The sequence below is a fragment of the Leucobacter sp. cx-42 genome (genome assembly GCF_014529985.1).
GTDB lineage: Bacteria > Actinomycetota > Actinomycetes > Actinomycetales > Microbacteriaceae > Leucobacter.
This window is the reverse complement of the sequence record NZ_JACVMU010000001.1, coordinates 225,651-241,227: the sequence shown is the minus strand read 5'-3', so window position 1 is coordinate 241,227 and position 15,577 is coordinate 225,651. Positions and strand designations below refer to the sequence as shown.

The 15,577-nt window shown below is 57.7% G+C and carries 21 protein-coding genes; 19 read left to right on the top strand and 2 right to left on the bottom strand.

Features of this window, described 5'->3' with window-relative positions; all coding sequences use genetic code 11:
- Position 1 precedes the first annotated feature (1 nt).
- From ICM05_RS01095 to ICM05_RS01050, 10 genes are all read left to right on the top strand, one after another.
- Positions 2-289 (top strand): hypothetical protein, encoded by a 288-nt coding sequence (locus tag ICM05_RS01095; RefSeq protein WP_188022713.1) that lies wholly within the window; start codon positions 2-4, stop codon positions 287-289.
- Positions 290-475: 186 nt separating this feature from the next.
- The gene (locus tag ICM05_RS01090; protein WP_188022712.1) at positions 476-1,012 is read left to right on the top strand and encodes a hypothetical protein; all 537 of its coding nucleotides are present in this window, start codon (positions 476-478) and stop codon (positions 1,010-1,012) included.
- A 9-nt stretch (positions 1,013-1,021) separates the two neighbouring features.
- On the top strand, positions 1,022-1,924 hold the full coding sequence (locus ICM05_RS01085) for a phage major capsid protein (RefSeq protein ID WP_188022711.1): 903 nt from the start codon (positions 1,022-1,024) through the stop codon (positions 1,922-1,924).
- Positions 1,925-1,929: 5 nt separating this feature from the next.
- A complete protein-coding gene (locus tag ICM05_RS01080; protein ID WP_188022710.1) occupies positions 1,930-2,172 on the top strand; it encodes a hypothetical protein in 243 nt (80 codons plus the stop codon).
- A gap of 57 nt (positions 2,173-2,229) precedes the next feature.
- Positions 2,230-2,673 carry a Gp19/Gp15/Gp42 family protein gene (locus ICM05_RS01075; protein ID WP_188022709.1) on the top strand — a complete coding sequence of 148 codons (444 nt, stop codon included), beginning with the start codon at positions 2,230-2,232 and terminating at the stop codon, positions 2,671-2,673.
- Complete coding sequence (locus tag ICM05_RS01070; protein ID WP_188022708.1) at positions 2,661-3,005, top strand: hypothetical protein; 345 nt, start codon at positions 2,661-2,663, stop codon at positions 3,003-3,005. The genes ICM05_RS01075 and ICM05_RS01070 overlap by 13 nt, the downstream gene beginning before the upstream one ends.
- Positions 2,998-3,387 (top strand): hypothetical protein, encoded by a 390-nt coding sequence (locus ICM05_RS01065; RefSeq protein WP_188022707.1) that lies wholly within the window; start codon positions 2,998-3,000, stop codon positions 3,385-3,387. Before ICM05_RS01070 ends, ICM05_RS01065 begins: the two co-directional genes overlap by 8 nt.
- Before the next feature lie 28 nt (positions 3,388-3,415).
- Entirely contained in the window at positions 3,416-3,622 is a 207-nt protein-coding gene (locus tag ICM05_RS01060; RefSeq protein WP_188022706.1) for a hypothetical protein, read from the top strand.
- Positions 3,612-4,178: a hypothetical protein gene (locus ICM05_RS01055; RefSeq protein WP_188022705.1), complete on the top strand. Its 567-nt coding sequence runs from the start codon at positions 3,612-3,614 to the stop codon at positions 4,176-4,178. Before ICM05_RS01060 ends, ICM05_RS01055 begins: the two co-directional genes overlap by 11 nt.
- Before the next feature lie 84 nt (positions 4,179-4,262).
- Positions 4,263-4,667, top strand: a complete 405-nt coding sequence (locus ICM05_RS01050; RefSeq protein ID WP_188022704.1) for a hypothetical protein — start codon at positions 4,263-4,265, stop codon at positions 4,665-4,667.
- On the opposite strand, the gene ICM05_RS12635 is transcribed toward ICM05_RS01050, so the two are convergent.
- Positions 4,664-4,789, bottom strand: coding sequence for a hypothetical protein (locus tag ICM05_RS12635; protein ID WP_255498873.1), 126 nt, complete (start codon positions 4,787-4,789; stop codon positions 4,664-4,666). The genes ICM05_RS01050 and ICM05_RS12635 overlap by 4 nt on opposite strands.
- 229 nt (positions 4,790-5,018) lie before the next feature.
- On the opposite strand from ICM05_RS12635, the gene ICM05_RS01045 reads away from it, so the two are divergent.
- Positions 5,019-5,264 carry a hypothetical protein gene (locus ICM05_RS01045; protein WP_188022703.1) on the top strand — a complete coding sequence of 82 codons (246 nt, stop codon included), beginning with the start codon at positions 5,019-5,021 and terminating at the stop codon, positions 5,262-5,264.
- 30 nt (positions 5,265-5,294) lie between these two features.
- Here ICM05_RS01045 and ICM05_RS01040 read toward each other — a convergent pair whose 3' ends face one another.
- Positions 5,295-5,768, bottom strand: coding sequence for a hypothetical protein (locus ICM05_RS01040; RefSeq protein WP_188022702.1), 474 nt, complete (start codon positions 5,766-5,768; stop codon positions 5,295-5,297).
- Positions 5,769-5,915: 147 nt separating this feature from the next.
- Between ICM05_RS01040 and ICM05_RS01035 the strand changes: the two genes are divergently transcribed.
- The 8 genes from ICM05_RS01035 to ICM05_RS01000 all read left to right on the top strand — a co-directional run bounded on the left by ICM05_RS01035 (position 5,916) and on the right by ICM05_RS01000 (position 15,552).
- A complete protein-coding gene (locus ICM05_RS01035; RefSeq protein WP_188022701.1) occupies positions 5,916-9,923 on the top strand; it encodes a peptidoglycan DD-metalloendopeptidase family protein in 4,008 nt (1,335 codons plus the stop codon).
- A 10-nt stretch (positions 9,924-9,933) separates the two neighbouring features.
- Positions 9,934-12,075 carry a fibronectin type III domain-containing protein gene (locus ICM05_RS01030; RefSeq protein WP_188022700.1) on the top strand — a complete coding sequence of 714 codons (2,142 nt, stop codon included), beginning with the start codon at positions 9,934-9,936 and terminating at the stop codon, positions 12,073-12,075.
- Positions 12,072-13,127 carry a hypothetical protein gene (locus ICM05_RS01025; protein WP_188022699.1) on the top strand — a complete coding sequence of 352 codons (1,056 nt, stop codon included), beginning with the start codon at positions 12,072-12,074 and terminating at the stop codon, positions 13,125-13,127. The genes ICM05_RS01030 and ICM05_RS01025 overlap by 4 nt, the downstream gene beginning before the upstream one ends.
- On the top strand, positions 13,120-13,719 hold the full coding sequence (locus ICM05_RS01020; RefSeq protein ID WP_188022698.1) for a hypothetical protein: 600 nt from the start codon (positions 13,120-13,122) through the stop codon (positions 13,717-13,719). The genes ICM05_RS01025 and ICM05_RS01020 overlap by 8 nt, the downstream gene beginning before the upstream one ends.
- A gap of 2 nt (positions 13,720-13,721) precedes the next feature.
- Positions 13,722-14,018 (top strand): hypothetical protein, encoded by a 297-nt coding sequence (locus ICM05_RS01015; RefSeq protein ID WP_188022697.1) that lies wholly within the window; start codon positions 13,722-13,724, stop codon positions 14,016-14,018.
- A 65-nt stretch (positions 14,019-14,083) separates the two neighbouring features.
- Complete coding sequence (locus tag ICM05_RS01010; protein ID WP_188022696.1) at positions 14,084-14,809, top strand: N-acetylmuramoyl-L-alanine amidase; 726 nt, start codon at positions 14,084-14,086, stop codon at positions 14,807-14,809.
- A 99-nt stretch (positions 14,810-14,908) separates the two neighbouring features.
- Positions 14,909-15,247 carry a hypothetical protein gene (locus tag ICM05_RS01005; protein WP_188022695.1) on the top strand — a complete coding sequence of 113 codons (339 nt, stop codon included), beginning with the start codon at positions 14,909-14,911 and terminating at the stop codon, positions 15,245-15,247.
- 8 nt (positions 15,248-15,255) lie between these two features.
- The gene (locus ICM05_RS01000; RefSeq protein WP_188022694.1) at positions 15,256-15,552 is read left to right on the top strand and encodes a hypothetical protein; all 297 of its coding nucleotides are present in this window, start codon (positions 15,256-15,258) and stop codon (positions 15,550-15,552) included.
- The last annotated feature ends 25 nt before the right edge of the window (positions 15,553-15,577 follow it).

The following is a 15,577-nucleotide window of genomic DNA, read 5'->3' as shown; positions in this document are numbered from 1 at the left end:
CATGGTGGGCATGGATCTGTTGGAAGGTGTCACCCGCGAATTTGTCGCGGCCCTTCGCGGCGCCGGAAAATCTAGTGATAGGTTGCTCTTCGAAATCGAGGACACGTTGCGCTTGACTGGCTCAGGCGGGGCGCTTCCTATGGCAATAAGTGAAGCCATCGAGCGACACGTCGTTATCTCTGAGCCAGTTCTTGATGAGCTCGAACGGTTCGGACTTGAAGCCTCTGATGCAGAAATCATCGAAGACGTTGCGGACCTTCGCAAGACGGCAGCTTTGCTTACCCATTAGGCCACTACTTACTCAACCCTGCCCCATCTCTGGTGCAGGGTTTTTCTTTGCCCAGAATCAGGGCACCTAGACCACAAGGCGATCCTCACGGGTCGCCTTTTCTGTTTCCACGGTTTCTTCCGTGGCCGTACGCGACGGTTTCGCGGTAACAGGGCGCACGGCCCGAAAACGGATCAAGGAGGCTCCATGCCGGAGCAGACGGCCCCTACTACGGGCACGGAAGAAACACAGAACGAGCAGATCGACAAGGTCGACGAGTCGAAGGAGTTCCAGGCGATCACATCGCAGGAAGGCTTCGACCGCGCGATTCAGTCACGTCTTGCTCGGGAGCGCGCAAAGTTCCCTGACTACGACAAGTTCAAGGCAGACGCCGAGAAGCTACGCGCAGTTGAGGAAGCGAACAAGACGGAAGAGCAGAAGCGCCAGGAACAGAATGCTGCACGTGATCGTGAGCTGGCAGAGCTTAAGGCGGAAAAGCTGCGTTCGGCTGTTGCTGCGGAGAAGTCGGATTCCTCGAAGGGGATCACGGTTCCAGCGAATCTGCTGACCGGATCCACTCGAGAGGAACTCGAGGCCTCAGCAGACGCGCTCATCGCATTCAAGGGCGAGGCAGTAACGCGACAGCGCGTTGTTGTCCCGCGCGAAGGTGACGCGCCAGCAAACGCTGGCGTGAACGAGGCCGATCAGGCAATTCTGACTGGCCTTTTCGGAAACAAGAACTAGGAGGCAGGCATGACTGCAACTGCACTTACCTCGGGGGCGGTAAATGTCCCCATTCAGAAGCTCGACGCATGGCTTGGCAAGGTTCAGGCTGGCTCGAGCATCGCCGCACTCTCGGGTGCAATCCCGATGAAGTTCGGCAAGGGCGAAGCAATGGTCTTCGATATTGGCGAGGCCGAGTACGTTGGCGAAGGCCAGGCCAAGGGTGGAACTGAGGTGAAGGACAAGGTTCAGAAGACCGACCCCTTCAAGTTCCACAAGACAATCCGCATGAATGAAGAAGTGCTGTGGGCTGACGAGGATCATCAGCTCGCCACGGTCGAGCAGATCCTTGCTCAGTGCCAGCCAGCGCTTTCGCGTGCGCTGGACTTCGGTGTCTTCCATGGCATCAACCCGACCGGTGGTACTGCTGTCGCGGCGATGACGCAGAAGCTGGCAGCAACCACGTCAGTCGTCACTCAGACGGTTGGCGGAAAGCCATATGAAGCGCTTGACGCGGCGGATGCACTTGTACTTGCGAACGGATTCGTGCCAAGTGATGTTGCGCTTGACCCGACTTTCGCTGCGCAGTTCTCGACGATGCGTGGCAAGAACTCGGAGCAGAAGCTCTACCCCGGGTTCAAGCTCACCACGGACGTGTCCGAGCTTGACGGACACCGAGCATCGGTAAGCCGCACCGTTGGTGCCAACAAGATTGCTGCAGTGGACACTGACATTCTTGGAGTTGTCGGCGACTTCTCGGCAGTGCGCTGGGGTATTCAGGAGCAGATCGGACTGGAACTCATCAAGTATGGCGATCCTGACGGTCTGGGTGACCTGAAGCGCTTCAACCAGGTAGCTTTCCGAGTCGAGGTCGTATACGGCTGGGGCGTTGCTGATCTTGATGCGTTCTCGCTGATCAAGAAGGGCGACTAAGCATCATGGATCTCCGAAACAGTGTTACTGGTGTTCTGGTCTCAGTGAGCGATGACACGGCAGCAGCACTCGGGCACGAATGGGTGCCTGCTGAAGAGCACAAGCCGAAGGCGGCAGCAAAGCGTGGCCGCGGAAAGACCAAGCCGGAACCTACCTCAGAGCCAGCAGCAGCTGACACAGCCGCCGATTCAGAAGAGGCAGCTGAGACTGCTGATTCAGAAGAGTCTGAGACTGGCATCGAAGAGTAACCGCATCGTGAGGGGTCGCGTTTCAAACGCGACCCCTCACTGCCTTAAGGAGATGCAATGTCTTGGGCAGAACCAAATGATCTCATCGACTCTTGGATAGGCGAGAATCCACCAACTGACACCAATAAGGTGCAGATCTGGTTGGACAAAGCTGAACGAGAGATCCGACGACAGGTGCCAGACATCCAAGCTCGCATCAACGCTGAGGCAGCAGAGGATCCTTCGCGGGAAGACCTGCTGGCTGATGCAATCGATGTCGCAGTGGAGATGGTCACTCGGGTGTTTCTGAATCCCGAACGTACGCGGTCAGTATCCGAGAACATCGGCACTGGCCCAATGTCTGAGGGACGAACAATCACTCACGGCGGCGACAACCCGGGCAAGCTGTACTTGGCAGCTGAAGAGCTCGCAAAGCTGAAGCCACAGTTCAAGCGAGGAACCGCTTTCGAGATTGACCTGATGCCAGCAAGAAGCCAAGGTGCAGACTCATGGCCGCTCTGACACGGGAAATCACCGAAACTGTTCAGCGTTACCCATACACCGGTGATGGCGAAGACACTCAAGGAAACCAAATTGAAGAGTTTGGTGATGCCGTAGAAATTGGCATCTACGCCTTTGACCCTGGTGGCTCCAAGGAACCCGGCACCGGTGGACGAGATGCTGTCGTGTCTGAGCCAACCATTTACCTACCGTTCGGCTCACCTTTCAAAGCGCATGACGAATGCGATGTGCGAGGACACCGGTACTCGGTAGAAGGCGAACCGGCTCAGTGGGTTCACCCGCGACGTGGGCCACAAGGCGATGTAGTCAAGCTGCGGAGGGTCAATGGGTGACATCTATTTTGACCCTGCAGAAGATCTGTGGGTGGCATACCTGAAACGTGAGCAGAAGGCTCCTGTTTCGACGAATGTCCCGAAAGAACGGCCTACACGCTTCATCCAGGTGGAGCGCACCGGTGGCGCTTCTGGCCTATCGATCGATCCTGCTCTGATGATGTTCCTGTGTTGGGCGGAGTCACGCGCGGCAGCTGCAGCGTTTGCTGCTGAGGTACTGCACGTCGTGCAGCGCGCCGGTCGTCCTGGTGGTATCGCCGCGAACCGAGTTCGTGTCGTGTCTTCTCCGCTGTACCGGCCAGATCCGTTGTCTGGAGCTGACCGGTATCAATTCACTATTCAGTCCCGCTTGCGCGGGAAGAACCTGACCCCCTCACCGTAGGGGGTCTTTTGTTTGAAGGGAGCGACACATGACCAAGGTTGTGATCGCAAACGGGTGGACTGACCATAACGGCCAGTACCACAAGCCAGGTGCGGTTGTCGAAGTGACGCCGAGTGTCTGGCGTGACCTCGATCATCGTGGCAAGGCGCGTCTTGCGCCTGCTGATGAGAAGTCCAAGACCGAGTCACCAAAGCCCGCAATCGCGGAGAAGGAGGCCAAGAAGAATGGCAACTAATAGCAGCAACATGCGCGAGTGGAACGCCGAAGCTTGCGGCATCTATATCGCGCCGAAGGGAACCACGCTTCCCACTGACTCGTTCGAGATCCCTGCGGACTTCCTTGAGTTCGGTCTCATCTCTGAGGGCGGCCTCGAAGAGAGCGTCGAGGTCGAGTCGAAGGAGACGAAGGCTTGGCAGGGCGCCAAGATCGTGAAGCTCCGCAACACATCGACCAAGAAGTCGCACAAGTTCGCGGCGCTCGAAGACAACATCATCGTGACCGAGAATTACTACGGCCACGGCAAGCCCGTCCTCGTCGGTGAGGAGGACAAGAAGATCGCCCGCATCGACATGCCTTCTTCGATCCCGACGATTGAGCGAGTGCTCATCATCAAGCTTGTCGACAACGCTGGCCACACGCGCATGAAGTGCATCGAGCTTGCCGCTGTTGCTGAGCGTGGAACGTATGTCGCGAACATTGAAGATGATCCTGTCTACGAGTTCACGTACACCGAGACTGGCGAGAGCTACTGGCTGTCGAACGAGCCGGAGTTCCTCGAGGCTGCGGCCTAACTAGACCGGTTGGGGTGCGTGGTGACTCCGCGCCCCAACCACACCTTCTGAGTCACACACAATCTTTTACGAAATGGAGTCACCATGACTGAGAACACCAACACCACTGCACCTGTCGCGATGATGAGCGACGCTGACCTTGATGCTGCGATTGCGGCACGCAATGCTGCGAAGGCAGAAGAGCGCGCTGCGAGCACTCGTGAGCTGTCGCCGCGCAAGCCTGACGATCATCAGCCAAAGAACGGGCACATGATCTCGTTCGAGTTCCGCGGTCAGGCCTTCGAAGTCGATGCGCGTTACGCTCGCGACATTCGCACTGGCATGCAGTTCAAGAATGGCGACATCGATGTCGCGATCTCACGCATGATCGGCAAGCAGGGCTTTGAAGACCTGCTGACCCTCATCGCTGATGAAGAAGGCTTCACCGATGGTGAAGACCTTGCCGCCTGGTTCGAGCTGTTCTTCGAGAAGGCTGGCGCAAAAAACTAATCCTGCTCGTCTCCCTGATCAAAGAGTGCCGCGACCGTGTTACCGCCGACCTGATGCGGTACTACGGCGTGCGCCTCTCTGACGTGGAGGCGGGCCGAGAAGACGCGCTCGAGGTCGCTCACATGCTTGTCCATGTGCCAGCAGGCAGTGCCGTATATGAGTGGGTTGGTGGTGCGCTCGCGATGACTGATGAAGTGGCAGCGATTCGTGAGCTCAACTTCACACTTGCTCAGGTGAACAGCTCGAAGAAGCTGACCAGGCCGGCACCGCCAGAGGGTATTCGTTCGCGCGAGCGTAAGCGCGCTCAGCTGTCGCGCAACGTGCAAGCATTCAAGAAACGGAGGGCGCAACGTGTCCAGCAAACCGCGAGTGAAGCTCAATCTGCGAGGCATCAACAAACTGTTGAAGTCAGCTCAACCAACGGTCGACAAGATCGGCCGTGAGATCGCTGCTGATGCCGATGGCAATTATGAGTACGTCTCAAACGAACACCGGTGGACTGGCCGTGGACACGTTCAAACCGCCGATGTTGAGACAGCGCGAAAAGACGCCCGCAACAACGAGCTTCTCAAAGCTCTCGGACGCAACATTCACTAAGGCATCCGAAGGAGGCCAAAGCGTATCGGATCAGTTGTAGGCAGGTGCAATGCTGGATGACTCGGCGCTCTCCCAGAAAGCTGCCGGGTCATCCTTCATATGCTGATCTGAGATTTCAGAAAGAGCTGCACCACTGAAGTTTGCGCTACCAACATGGTGTTCGCCGTTGATTGATCCCATGCATTGGATCGTGTTGTAGTCATACCAAGAGTCAGTTTTTTCCTTGGCAGCAAGGATTGCAACAACACACCCTTCTTGCAAGCTTGAGACAACGCCAGAGTTCGTCATGGCGTCTTCAACCGGGAAGTTCACTGAAACGAATTTCCGATCATCTGTACTCAAGTCGAGTACTTCGACATCGGCGGTCGTCAGCTCTTGCGCTTCTGCAGGTTGAGCTGCTTCCTGGCTGTCCGTGACAGGTTCTGGGGAAGAGCATCCAGTAAGCAGAAAAGCTGCTGACAATGTGGCAGCAGTTACCAAAAGTCGACGAGTGTTCATAGCCATAGAGCTGAGCATATCGGCTCCATAGATTTCTCCGCAGTCCTGCCGAATGGCGCGACCAGAACAGCCAACTAGCGGATGGCATTTTTCAACCACCAAACGCCTCACCTCTTTACAGATGTGGGGCGTTTTGCTGTCCCGGAGGCATTCATGGCTGCAAACGGAATCGAAGTCGCATCTGCGTATCTTTCTCTAATCGTGAAAGCGCCCGGTATCGGGAAAGAGATCAATAAGGCGGTTGGAGGGGTAGACACTTCTGCTGCTGGGAAGAGGATCGGCAAACAGATCTCTGACTCGGTCGGCGCATCATTGAAGAATCAGGTTGCGAAGAAATTCGCGGAGGCAACCGCTGCCGCATTTGATAAGCAAACCACCGCGGCCAAGAAACTTGCTGACGCAGAGCACGCCTTGGTGAAGGCACGCGCACAGCACGGAACAGCATCAGCCAAGGTCACAAGCGCCGAAGAGAAGCTCGAGAAGCTTCGTGCCAGTGGCAAGGCCAGCACTGGAGATCTTGAAAAAGCTGAGGCGGCTCTGGCGAAGGCGCAGGCTGATGCTGCCGGAACTAGCCGCTCAGTGGTTTCCGCACAGAACTCGGTTACTGAGGCTAAGCGAAATGCGACAGAAGCGTCAAAGGCATACACATCGGCGCTGGAGGCTGAGGGGTCCAAGAGCGCGCGAGCTCTCGAATGGCTCCCGCTCGCAAGCGCCCGCCTCGATGAGATCGGCAACAAATGGAAGAGTGCTGGCGCTCAGATTTCAGGCGTAGGCGACAGCATCACATCAAAGATCACTACACCTGTCCTGATCGCTGGAGGATCAGTAGCAGCACTCGTAGGCGCACTTGGATTCAAACGACTCGTTGGCATTGATACCGCCAGAGGCCAGTTCAAGGGTCTTGGCATGGACGCTGACGCGGTGATGAAGCAAGTCGATGCTGGAGTCACTAACACCTCACTGTCTATGGCAACTGGCGCTTCGCTGGCAGTCGGGATCTTGGCAACGGGATCCGTGCCACTACAGGGGTTGGAAGCTCAGCTCAAACGTGTCGCGAATGTAAGCGCCGCTTACAACGTGGAGAGCGAGCACGCCGGGTACCTACTGAACAACGTTCTCTCAAAGAACAAGGTGACCTACGGCGACCTGTCCCAGATGGTGCAGAACCAGATCCCGATCATCACTCAGCTTGCTGATCACTATGGCGTTGCGGCTGGCGAAATCGAAGGGATGGCCAACCGAGGCGAAATCTCCATTGAAGACTTCAACGCAGTCCTCGATAAGAACGCTGGAAAAGCAGCTGAATCGTACGCCGAGACATGGGCTGGTGTCACCTCAAACATCTTGTCAAACCTTGGCAAGATCGGCGCGAAGTTCATGGAGCCCACATTCGAGCTCATGAAAACCGAGGCAGCGAGCTTCCTGGACACGCTCAAATCGGAAGAATTCTCTAAGTTCGCCACAGACATCGGCAACCGGATCGCATCACTGGTGACCACAGTCGCAGGGAAAATCAAAGAACTGATCGGCTGGTGGAACGGGCTTTCTGAAGGGCAAAAGAAGTTCATCGGAGTTGCCGCCGGAGTACTTTTAGTGCTCGGCCCAGTGCTTTCAATCGTCGGAAAGATCATCACCGGCGTAGGCACTCTCATCCAGGTCACCAAACTCCTGCTGTTTCCACTGAAGGCACTACCCGCAGCGATTGGTGCGATCAAGCTTATGCAAGCAGGCTGGAACGCAGTAGCGCTCGGCGGCGCAGGCGTAACAAAAGCACTGACTGGCGCGACCAAAGGCCAGACGCTGGCCATGAAAGCTGGCGCAGTAGCCCAGAAGGTATTCAACGCTGCACTTTGGAAGAGCCCAATCACATGGGTTGTCGCAGGAATCGCTGCGCTAGTTGCCGGCCTGGTGTGGTTCTTCACCAAGACAGAACTCGGACGAAAGATCTGGGGCGAATTCACTCAGTTCTTGGGTGAAGCCTGGGACAACATCGTCAAGTTCACCACCGAGGCAGTACAAAACGTCGTGTCCTTCGTGAAGAACCACTGGGGACTTCTGCTCTCATTCATCATCGGGCCACTCGGCCTAGCCATCCAATGGGTTGTTGAACACTGGGGCGAGATCACCCAGTTCTTCACCGAAGCATGGGAAAACATCAAGATCGCGTTTACGAACGCGATCAACTTCCTCATACAGCTGTTCCTTGATTGGACGCCACTTGGCCTCATCATCAAGAACTGGGACGCAATTGCATCCTTCTTCTCTGATGTCTGGGACGAGATCACGCTGGTATTCAGCAAGGTCATCGAACTCATCACGTCATTCATCATGGAATGGACGCCGCTTGGTCTGATCATCAAGAACTGGGACTCGATCACCGCCTGGTTCAGCGAATTCTGGAACAAGATCACAACGTTCTTCTCAGACGCGCTCGCCGCAGTAGTGCAGCTGTTCCTGGACTGGACACCAATCGGGCAGATCATCCAAAACTGGGATGCAATCACCGCCTGGTTTGGTCAGTTCTGGGAAGGCGTTAAGAGCGTCTTCCAGACGGCCCTCGATTGGGTTGTGCAGATGTTCCTTGAGTGGACAGTCTTCGGGCAGATCATTCAGAACTGGGATGCGATCAAACAGTACTTCGTGGACCTGTGGACTTCGATCACTGAATGGGTGTTGCAGAAGATCACCGAGATTCAAACCATCATCGGTGTAGTCGGCACGTTCATTAGCCAGATCTGGACGAACATTTGGAACGGCATAAAGACGTTCTTTGCTGGCATCTGGAATGGCATCGTCACGCTGGTTACTTGGTACATCGAAGGCGTGAAGACGGGTATCTCAAACGGGATCAACTTCGTCAGCATGATCTGGACGAACGTCTGGAACGGGATCAAGAACACCCTCGCCAACGTGTGGAACGGCATTAAGTCGATCCTGGATGCACTGATCTCGTTCGTAAAAGACGGGCCAGTGAAAGCGTTTGAGCGTGCACGAGATGGTATTGGCAACGCTTGGAGCGCAATCCAGGATCTTTCTAAGAAGCCGGTGAAGTTCGTTGTTGAGACCGTGTTCAACGGTCTCATCGATGCGATCAACAAAATCCCTGGCGTGAACCTTCCGAAGCTCTCGCTTCCTAAGGGTTTTGCTCGTGGCGGCATCCTTCCGGGAATGTCACGCATGAGTGACGGGGATGACCAGTTGATCATGGCTCGCCGTGGCGAGGGAATGATGGTGTCCGAGGCGCTGCGTACTTCTGCAGACCGGTCGGCGTTCCTTGCAGCAAATGCTGCGGGGCGACGTGGAATCGGGTTCGCTTCGATGCTGCAAGGGCTCGCACGTGGCGGTCTGGTGCACCCGATGCCTGGCGCTGTCGTTACTGAAGAGTACGGCGGCTACCCGGGACATAGGGGCATCGACCTTGCATTGCCTCAGGGCACACCGATCCGCGCGGCCGCGTCAGGCACAGTCGACTTCTCTGGCTGGTACGGCGGCGGCGGCTGGATGGCTGGCCTGAACCACGGTCGAGGCCTGGGCACCCGCTACAAGCACATGATGTCACCGCCGATTGTGGCGGTCGGGCAGAAAGTCAAGCAGCGCCAGGTCATCGGCTACGAAGGCACCACTGGTGACTCGACCGGCCCTCACTTGCACTACGAGGTACTGAAGAACGGCGACCGGATCAATCCGCGCCCATACCTCGACGGTGCAGGGGACGCGGGAATGCTCGACATCTTCGAAGGCTTGAAAGGACTGCTCAAGGGGCAGTTCACGAAAGCCTTCCCAGGGTCGGAAATGTGGATCGATGCGGCCTGGGGGATCGGTGCTGATGGCATCGATCGAGCTATCAAATGGGGCAAATCGATGCTGCCTTGGGGCGGCGGAATTGCGCCGCTGCTGTATGACAACGGCGGGTTCCTCGACCCGGGTACGCACCTGGTGCAGAACAAGACACGACGCCCAGAACCCATTCTCACTGGATCTCAGTGGGATGACATTCGGGCAAGCCGTGACGGCGGCGGGCTGAGGTCTGGCGATCAGCTCGTGCTTCGTGTGGGCGAAGAGGAATTCGACGCATATGTCGAGCACAAGGCCGATTCGCGGATCCAGCGAGCAGGGCGACGAGATGCGGCGCGCATGCGGACGCGTCAAGGACTGAACTAGAAGGCTAGCAATGGCTGTATTCAACAAGACACTGTCAAGCGGGTACACGCTTCGTTTGACGGTTGTCGTTCAGTCTCAAAACGCGTCCGCACGCACCACCACCTACTCGTACTCGCTGCAACTGATCAAGAACAGCGGCTCGGGCAAATGGGCGAGCGGCACCGGCTACTGGTCGGTGCGCTCGCCACACTCGGCAGTTGTTTCGAGTGGGTCTATCAGCGGCTATGACTTCCGGAATTATTCAACACTCACGTTGAAGTCTGGGACTGTCACTTTCGCTGGTGATGCTCCTCGTGCATGGCGCGGCGTATTTGACGACATCGCTGGGTATGGAGAGCTCGGCGGGGGAACAGTCGACGGCACGTTGACGCCGCCGAAGCTTCCCTCGATTTCTCCGCCTGCTGCGCCTTCCACCCCAACGGTGACACGGAACTCGGACACCCAGCACTCGCTGAACTGGTCACGTAACTCGACGTACACGTCAGTGCAGGTGTGGCGTGGCACGAGCACGTCGAACATGACGCAGATCGGTACTGCATCAGGGAACGCGTTCTCCTACGTTGATAAAACCACAAAGGCGAATCAGCGGTATTACTACAAGGTTCGTGGCGTCAACGCGAATGGTACGTCTGCGTTCTCGGGAACGCCAGGCGCGGTGTATACGACACCGGCAGCACCATCTGGTGTGAGCGCGGTTCGTTCGGGCACGTCAATCGCGGTGGCAGCCTCAACCTTGCCGCCATATGCGACCTCGTACGACATCGAAGACAATGGCGCGGTAATTGCGTCCTCGGTGCAGCTACCGTGGACGCACACCGCCCCGTCGAACACGGTCTCACATCGATACCGGGTGCGAGCGAAACTTGGAAACCTCGTAAGCGGATGGTCTGCATATTCGGCAACCGTGTACGTTCCGGCACCTCCGGGCGCTCCCACGAACCTCGCCCCCAACGGTGGTTTCACCGGTGAAGGTTCAGTGCCGTTTTCGTGGCGACACAACTCGGTGGACACCTCTCCACAGTCTGCTGCGGAGCTGCGATACCGCGTTGCAGGGGGAGCGTGGATCACTGTCACCGTCGCAGACGGGACGGAAGCTGCGTACCTTGATGTGGGTCCGGGGTCTCTGGAATGGCAGGTGCGCACCAAGGGCGGGCATGCGGAGTTCGGTGCTTGGTCAGCTGTTGCTGTCACGCAAGTCATCGAGCTGCCACAGGTGACTGTGGTGACGCCTGGTGAGGTGCATGAGCGGCCAACGCTCACCGTCGTGTGGGAAACCGTGCAAGCTGACTCGCTTGCCCAGTCCTCGTGGCTTGTGGAACTTCGCTCCGGAGAAGACGTGCTCGAGACACGCTCTGGCACGGGCCCAACAACTCAGGTCGCGCTGCGCACGCGACTTCCTGACGGCGCAACTTTCCAGGTTGCCGTGCAGGTGGCTGTCGGTGCGGTGCTTTCAGAATGGTCAGTGCAGGAATTCCTTGTCGAGTTCCTGCCGCCTGCTCTGCCCTCGGTGATGTTGGGTTGGGATGACGAACGCGGCACCGGATCCATTGCGGTGGAACCTGGCGAGAGTGAAGACGTAGTTGAGCCGACCGTTTCGATGCAAGTCGAACGATCGTTCGATGGTGAAACGTGGGAACTCGTTGTTGAAGGTCTCGAACCTGTCGCGCAAGTGACAGATGCCGAGTGTCGTTCATTCGGGGAAACCATGTATCGCGTGACCGCGTACACCCAGTTCGGGGCGTCTGCGGATGTCACTGAAGTGTTGATGGCTGAATCTTGGGCGGTCTGGCTGGGCGGCGGTGAAGGTTACATGGTGACCGCTCGCCTCCCGTATGACCCAGAAGTGAGCGTGAGCGTTGCACGCGCTCGAACCAAGCACCGGTTTGAGGGGCGCCCGCTCGCGGTCGCGTACTCATCTCCCTATGTGGATCGTTCGGTCACGCATTCAGGTCGACTGCTCGACGATGACCAAGACGTTGTCACCCGGCGAGCGCTGCAGGATCTTGCGTTGGTCGCGGAACCGGTGCACCTGTATCGGGATCCAACCGGTGAACGCATGTATGGGGTGCTTGCTGGTGAGCTCGTCGTAGACCGAGAGTTTGACGGCATCTGGACGTACTCGTTTGCTGTCGAGGAAACGGAGCGGGCATGAACTTGCACGGCGTACGCCGCCCATCGTGGCGTTTCCAGCTCCTTGACCGTGACAACGCTCCCATCAGTGATGTTCCTGGTGTGAAGGGCGGCAGCTGCGAGGTTGCCGCGCTGAGTCGCCTGGGCTGGTCAGGCAGCATCGAAGTGAAAAACACCGGGCATGAGATCGATTTCATGCGACACCGGATGCGGGCAATCTACAACCCAGGCATCCCAGGGGTTGAGCCGTGGCCTGTGTGCACGTTGCTGCTGTCATCGCCTGCTGAAAAGTTCGGCGCGGACGGACTCACGTTCGATGTTGGTCTTCTCTCGCCGCTTGCAGTCGTTGACGAGGATACGACAGAGATGACATTGTCGTATCCCGCGGGGAAGAAGATCATCCCCACGGTGGTCGATTTGATCAAGTCGACGGGGGAACTCAACATCGCGGTGACCGATTCTGACGCGGTCACGCGCGGCCCAACGATGTGGCCACCTGGCACACCAAAGCTCACGATCATCAATGAGCTGCTCGAAGCTGCCGGGTACTGGTCGTTGTGGTGTGACGGGTTTGGCATGTTCCGGGTCGAGCCGTACGTGTCACCGGCAGAACGTTCACCCGCGTACGAGTTCGCTGCTGGAGCGGCTGCCGTGCATACCCCGGATTGGGGTCGCACTCAGGAGCTGTCATCAGTGCCAAACAAGTTCGTGGTCGTTGGGCAAGGCGATGACGAGAAACCAGGGCTTGTCGGCGTCGCCGTGAATGAGAACCCGGATAGCCCGTTCTCGGTGCAGAACCGTGACGGGCGAGTGATCACCGCGGTGGATGAAGGCGTGGAAGTTGCTGACCAGGCAGCCGCGAACCTGCTCGCTCAGAAGCGTCTGCTCGACCGCATGAGCCCGGTCGCAAAGCTTGACGTGACGCACGCCATCTTGCCGCTCCAACCCAACGATGTCGTACGGTTCGCACCGCTTGACCGCGAACCTGTCTCCGCGACCGTACAACGCATGTCCTGGAACTTTGAAGCCATGGCGTTGTGTGATGCGGAATGGAGGGAAGTACAAAATGTTTGACGAACTCATGATGCGAGTTGACCGGATGCGATCGGACATTGCCGGCAAGCCCGATTTCCGGTGGGGCATCGTGACTGCGGTGTCCCCGCTCGCGATCCGGCTCGACGGCGACACTGAACCGCTTGCGGGTGTCCCATCGTCGTTGTCTTGGAAACTCTTAGTCGGTGACCGGGTCTATGTATCGGTGCAGAACCGGCGCGCAACGATTGTCGGCTCAGCAAATGGTGGACTCGTATCGAAAGAACAGAAAACGCTGTGGTCAGGCGTCTACTACATGCTCGACACCCACTCAGCAAACCTGAATGAACGGGTGAGCGAGCAGCTGAACGGCATCGTACTGGCATGGAGCCGCTACGTTCCTGGAGATAAACAGTACAACGACAACTGGACGTACTTCTTTGTCCCGAAGGCACACATCGGCGTCTCTGGTGCCGGTGGTCTGCCGATGTTGATGCCCAACGCGGCAACCGCTGCAAACCCGGAAATGGTCGTGAAGTACGTGTACGTGGAAGACACCGTCATCAAAGGCCACTCGATCAACGCGACCGCCCCTCGTAACACGAGGGCACTTCGATACGTGTTTGGAGTCTGAGCATGAGCTACCTTGCGCAAGCAAAACTGAATGAAGACAGCTACATCATCGACCGGCTGAAAGCCTGCGCCGCGCAGGAACGTATCCCGAGCGTGCATGAGTGGGTGATGGCAAACCTGTGGGAGCTCACTGCTCAGCCTGGCTGGGCTGAGGCGTACGCGCAGGCGCTCGCGGGCGAAAAGATCACTGACCCGGCTGCGTGGGCGGGTGCTATCGGCGCTGACCCGGACATCATCACCGACGCGATGATCCTCGCAGCGGTTAAAGCAGTCAACGAACCAGAAACCCCCTCCGTGTAGGGGGTTTCTTCATTTCTGCGGCAGGCCAACCGGTCTGCCGTTTCGTATTTCAAAGGGAGGTGTCCATGTCGAAGTGGGCAGCAAACACCAGTGAGATCCGTGACAACGGTTTCGGCACCTCGCGTAACGGCAAGACCATCGAAGGCGCGGTACTCCACCACGGCGCAGGCACGAACGTGCTCGACTACGTCGCGAACGCGAACAGCCGCGATTCACACCCCACCTACCACGTGAGCGACGGTGGGCGTGTGACCGGCATCGTGCATCCTGATCGGCGCCCGTTCTCGACCTCGCACTCAGTGGACTCGGTCGCGGTGACGTTCGAGATCGACAACGAAAGCACAGGTGGAGACTGGCCGGTATCAGACAAGGCGCTCTCGGCGGTGATCGATGTCATCGTCGATCACGCACGCCAAAGCGGCTACAAGGTCATCGGCAAGAACACACCGGGAAAGGATCAGCCTGACCTCTTCTTCGTCGCTTGGCATCAGCAGTACGTGCAGACAGCCTGCCCTGGCCCGTACGTGCTGGGCAAGATCGACTGGATCATCCGCGAAGCGAACGCTCGACTCAACAACCATTCACAAGCGTCCAACAATGTTGGGCAGGAAGGGGACGACATGTACCTCATTCAGATCAAGGGCAAGGCAAATGCGCGTCGAGGCGGCTTGTACGCCGTCATCAAGGGCGAGGCGAAGTTCATCGGCGGTACTGCTCCTGCGGGTGTGCCGGTGTTCACTGACGAGGCGCAGATCAAGGCGCTCCAGGCTGTCATTCCTGGACTCAAGTGAGTGAGTCTGGTGTGATCGCGTTCCTTGCGGGCGCGGCGTTGAAGGTGGAGGCGTGCTGCTCTTGGGTAGCGCGCCTCTTCCGTTTCCGGGGAGGTGCTCGTGAGTGACGCTGTAGTGATTGCGCTCATCAGTGGAGCTGCTGTTGTTGCTGGTGCCGCTGGTACTGCGCTCGGTTCGTGGCTGACAGGTCGCGCGCAAGCGAAGGGCGCGAAGTCCACTGCTCGAGCAGCAATCAAAGCTTCTGAGGACACTGCGCAAGACAGGCTCATTGACCAGTTGCAAGAAGAGCTCACACGTTACCGGGAGCGCACTGACCGCAGGTTGGATGCGCTCGAAACGGAGAACCGTGGTTATCGCGCGTTCATCGGTGTGCAACGTGACCACATGGCGGAGCACAAGATTCCGCTACCACCTTGGCCTGACGGCCTGCCCCGATAGGAGATCTGATGCAAGATCAGAAAGTCCGTACGTTCGTCGCCGCGTTCGTCGGCGTACTCATCGCCCGTCTCGTGGCCGCGATCCCGGTCATCAGTGACACGTTCGCGTTCGTGGACGGCATCTTTGCCGAGGCTGGCTATGCTGGCCTGTCGACGCTCGCGCTCGTGCAAGCAGCTACCACTGCTGTCGTGATCCTGCTGTATGTGCAGCTCGCACAGTGGCTTGGCGATCGCTGGCCATCTGTGGAGAAGGTCATGCTGGGCAGTGATGCCCGACCGTCGTACGAGCCACGTTACGCACAGTAAAAGAAGCAGCCCCTCATTCCTTCGG

Bases quoted from the DNA above. Each gene is read 5' to 3' on its own strand.
- ICM05_RS01095 (WP_188022713.1), top strand. From the start codon at position 2: ATGGTGGGCATGGATCTGTTGGAAGGTGTCACCCGCGAATTTGTCGCG.
- ICM05_RS01090 (WP_188022712.1), top strand. From the start codon at position 476: ATGCCGGAGCAGACGGCCCCTACTACGGGCACGGAAGAAACACAGAAC.
- ICM05_RS01085 (WP_188022711.1), top strand. From the start codon at position 1,022: ATGACTGCAACTGCACTTACCTCGGGGGCGGTAAATGTCCCCATTCAG.
- ICM05_RS01080 (WP_188022710.1), top strand. From the start codon at position 1,930: ATGGATCTCCGAAACAGTGTTACTGGTGTTCTGGTCTCAGTGAGCGAT.
- ICM05_RS01075 (WP_188022709.1), top strand. From the start codon at position 2,230: ATGTCTTGGGCAGAACCAAATGATCTCATCGACTCTTGGATAGGCGAG.
- ICM05_RS01070 (WP_188022708.1), top strand. From the start codon at position 2,661: ATGGCCGCTCTGACACGGGAAATCACCGAAACTGTTCAGCGTTACCCA.
- ICM05_RS01065 (WP_188022707.1), top strand. From the start codon at position 2,998: ATGGGTGACATCTATTTTGACCCTGCAGAAGATCTGTGGGTGGCATAC.
- ICM05_RS01060 (WP_188022706.1), top strand. From the start codon at position 3,416: ATGACCAAGGTTGTGATCGCAAACGGGTGGACTGACCATAACGGCCAG.
- ICM05_RS01055 (WP_188022705.1), top strand. From the start codon at position 3,612: ATGGCAACTAATAGCAGCAACATGCGCGAGTGGAACGCCGAAGCTTGC.
- ICM05_RS01050 (WP_188022704.1), top strand. From the start codon at position 4,263: ATGACTGAGAACACCAACACCACTGCACCTGTCGCGATGATGAGCGAC.
- ICM05_RS01040 (WP_188022702.1), bottom strand. From the start codon at position 5,768: ATGGCTATGAACACTCGTCGACTTTTGGTAACTGCTGCCACATTGTCA.
- ICM05_RS01035 (WP_188022701.1), top strand. From the start codon at position 5,916: ATGGCTGCAAACGGAATCGAAGTCGCATCTGCGTATCTTTCTCTAATC.
- ICM05_RS01030 (WP_188022700.1), top strand. From the start codon at position 9,934: ATGGCTGTATTCAACAAGACACTGTCAAGCGGGTACACGCTTCGTTTG.
- ICM05_RS01025 (WP_188022699.1), top strand. From the start codon at position 12,072: ATGAACTTGCACGGCGTACGCCGCCCATCGTGGCGTTTCCAGCTCCTT.
- ICM05_RS01020 (WP_188022698.1), top strand. From the start codon at position 13,120: ATGTTTGACGAACTCATGATGCGAGTTGACCGGATGCGATCGGACATT.
- ICM05_RS01015 (WP_188022697.1), top strand. From the start codon at position 13,722: ATGAGCTACCTTGCGCAAGCAAAACTGAATGAAGACAGCTACATCATC.
- ICM05_RS01010 (WP_188022696.1), top strand. From the start codon at position 14,084: ATGTCGAAGTGGGCAGCAAACACCAGTGAGATCCGTGACAACGGTTTC.
- ICM05_RS01000 (WP_188022694.1), top strand. From the start codon at position 15,256: ATGCAAGATCAGAAAGTCCGTACGTTCGTCGCCGCGTTCGTCGGCGTA.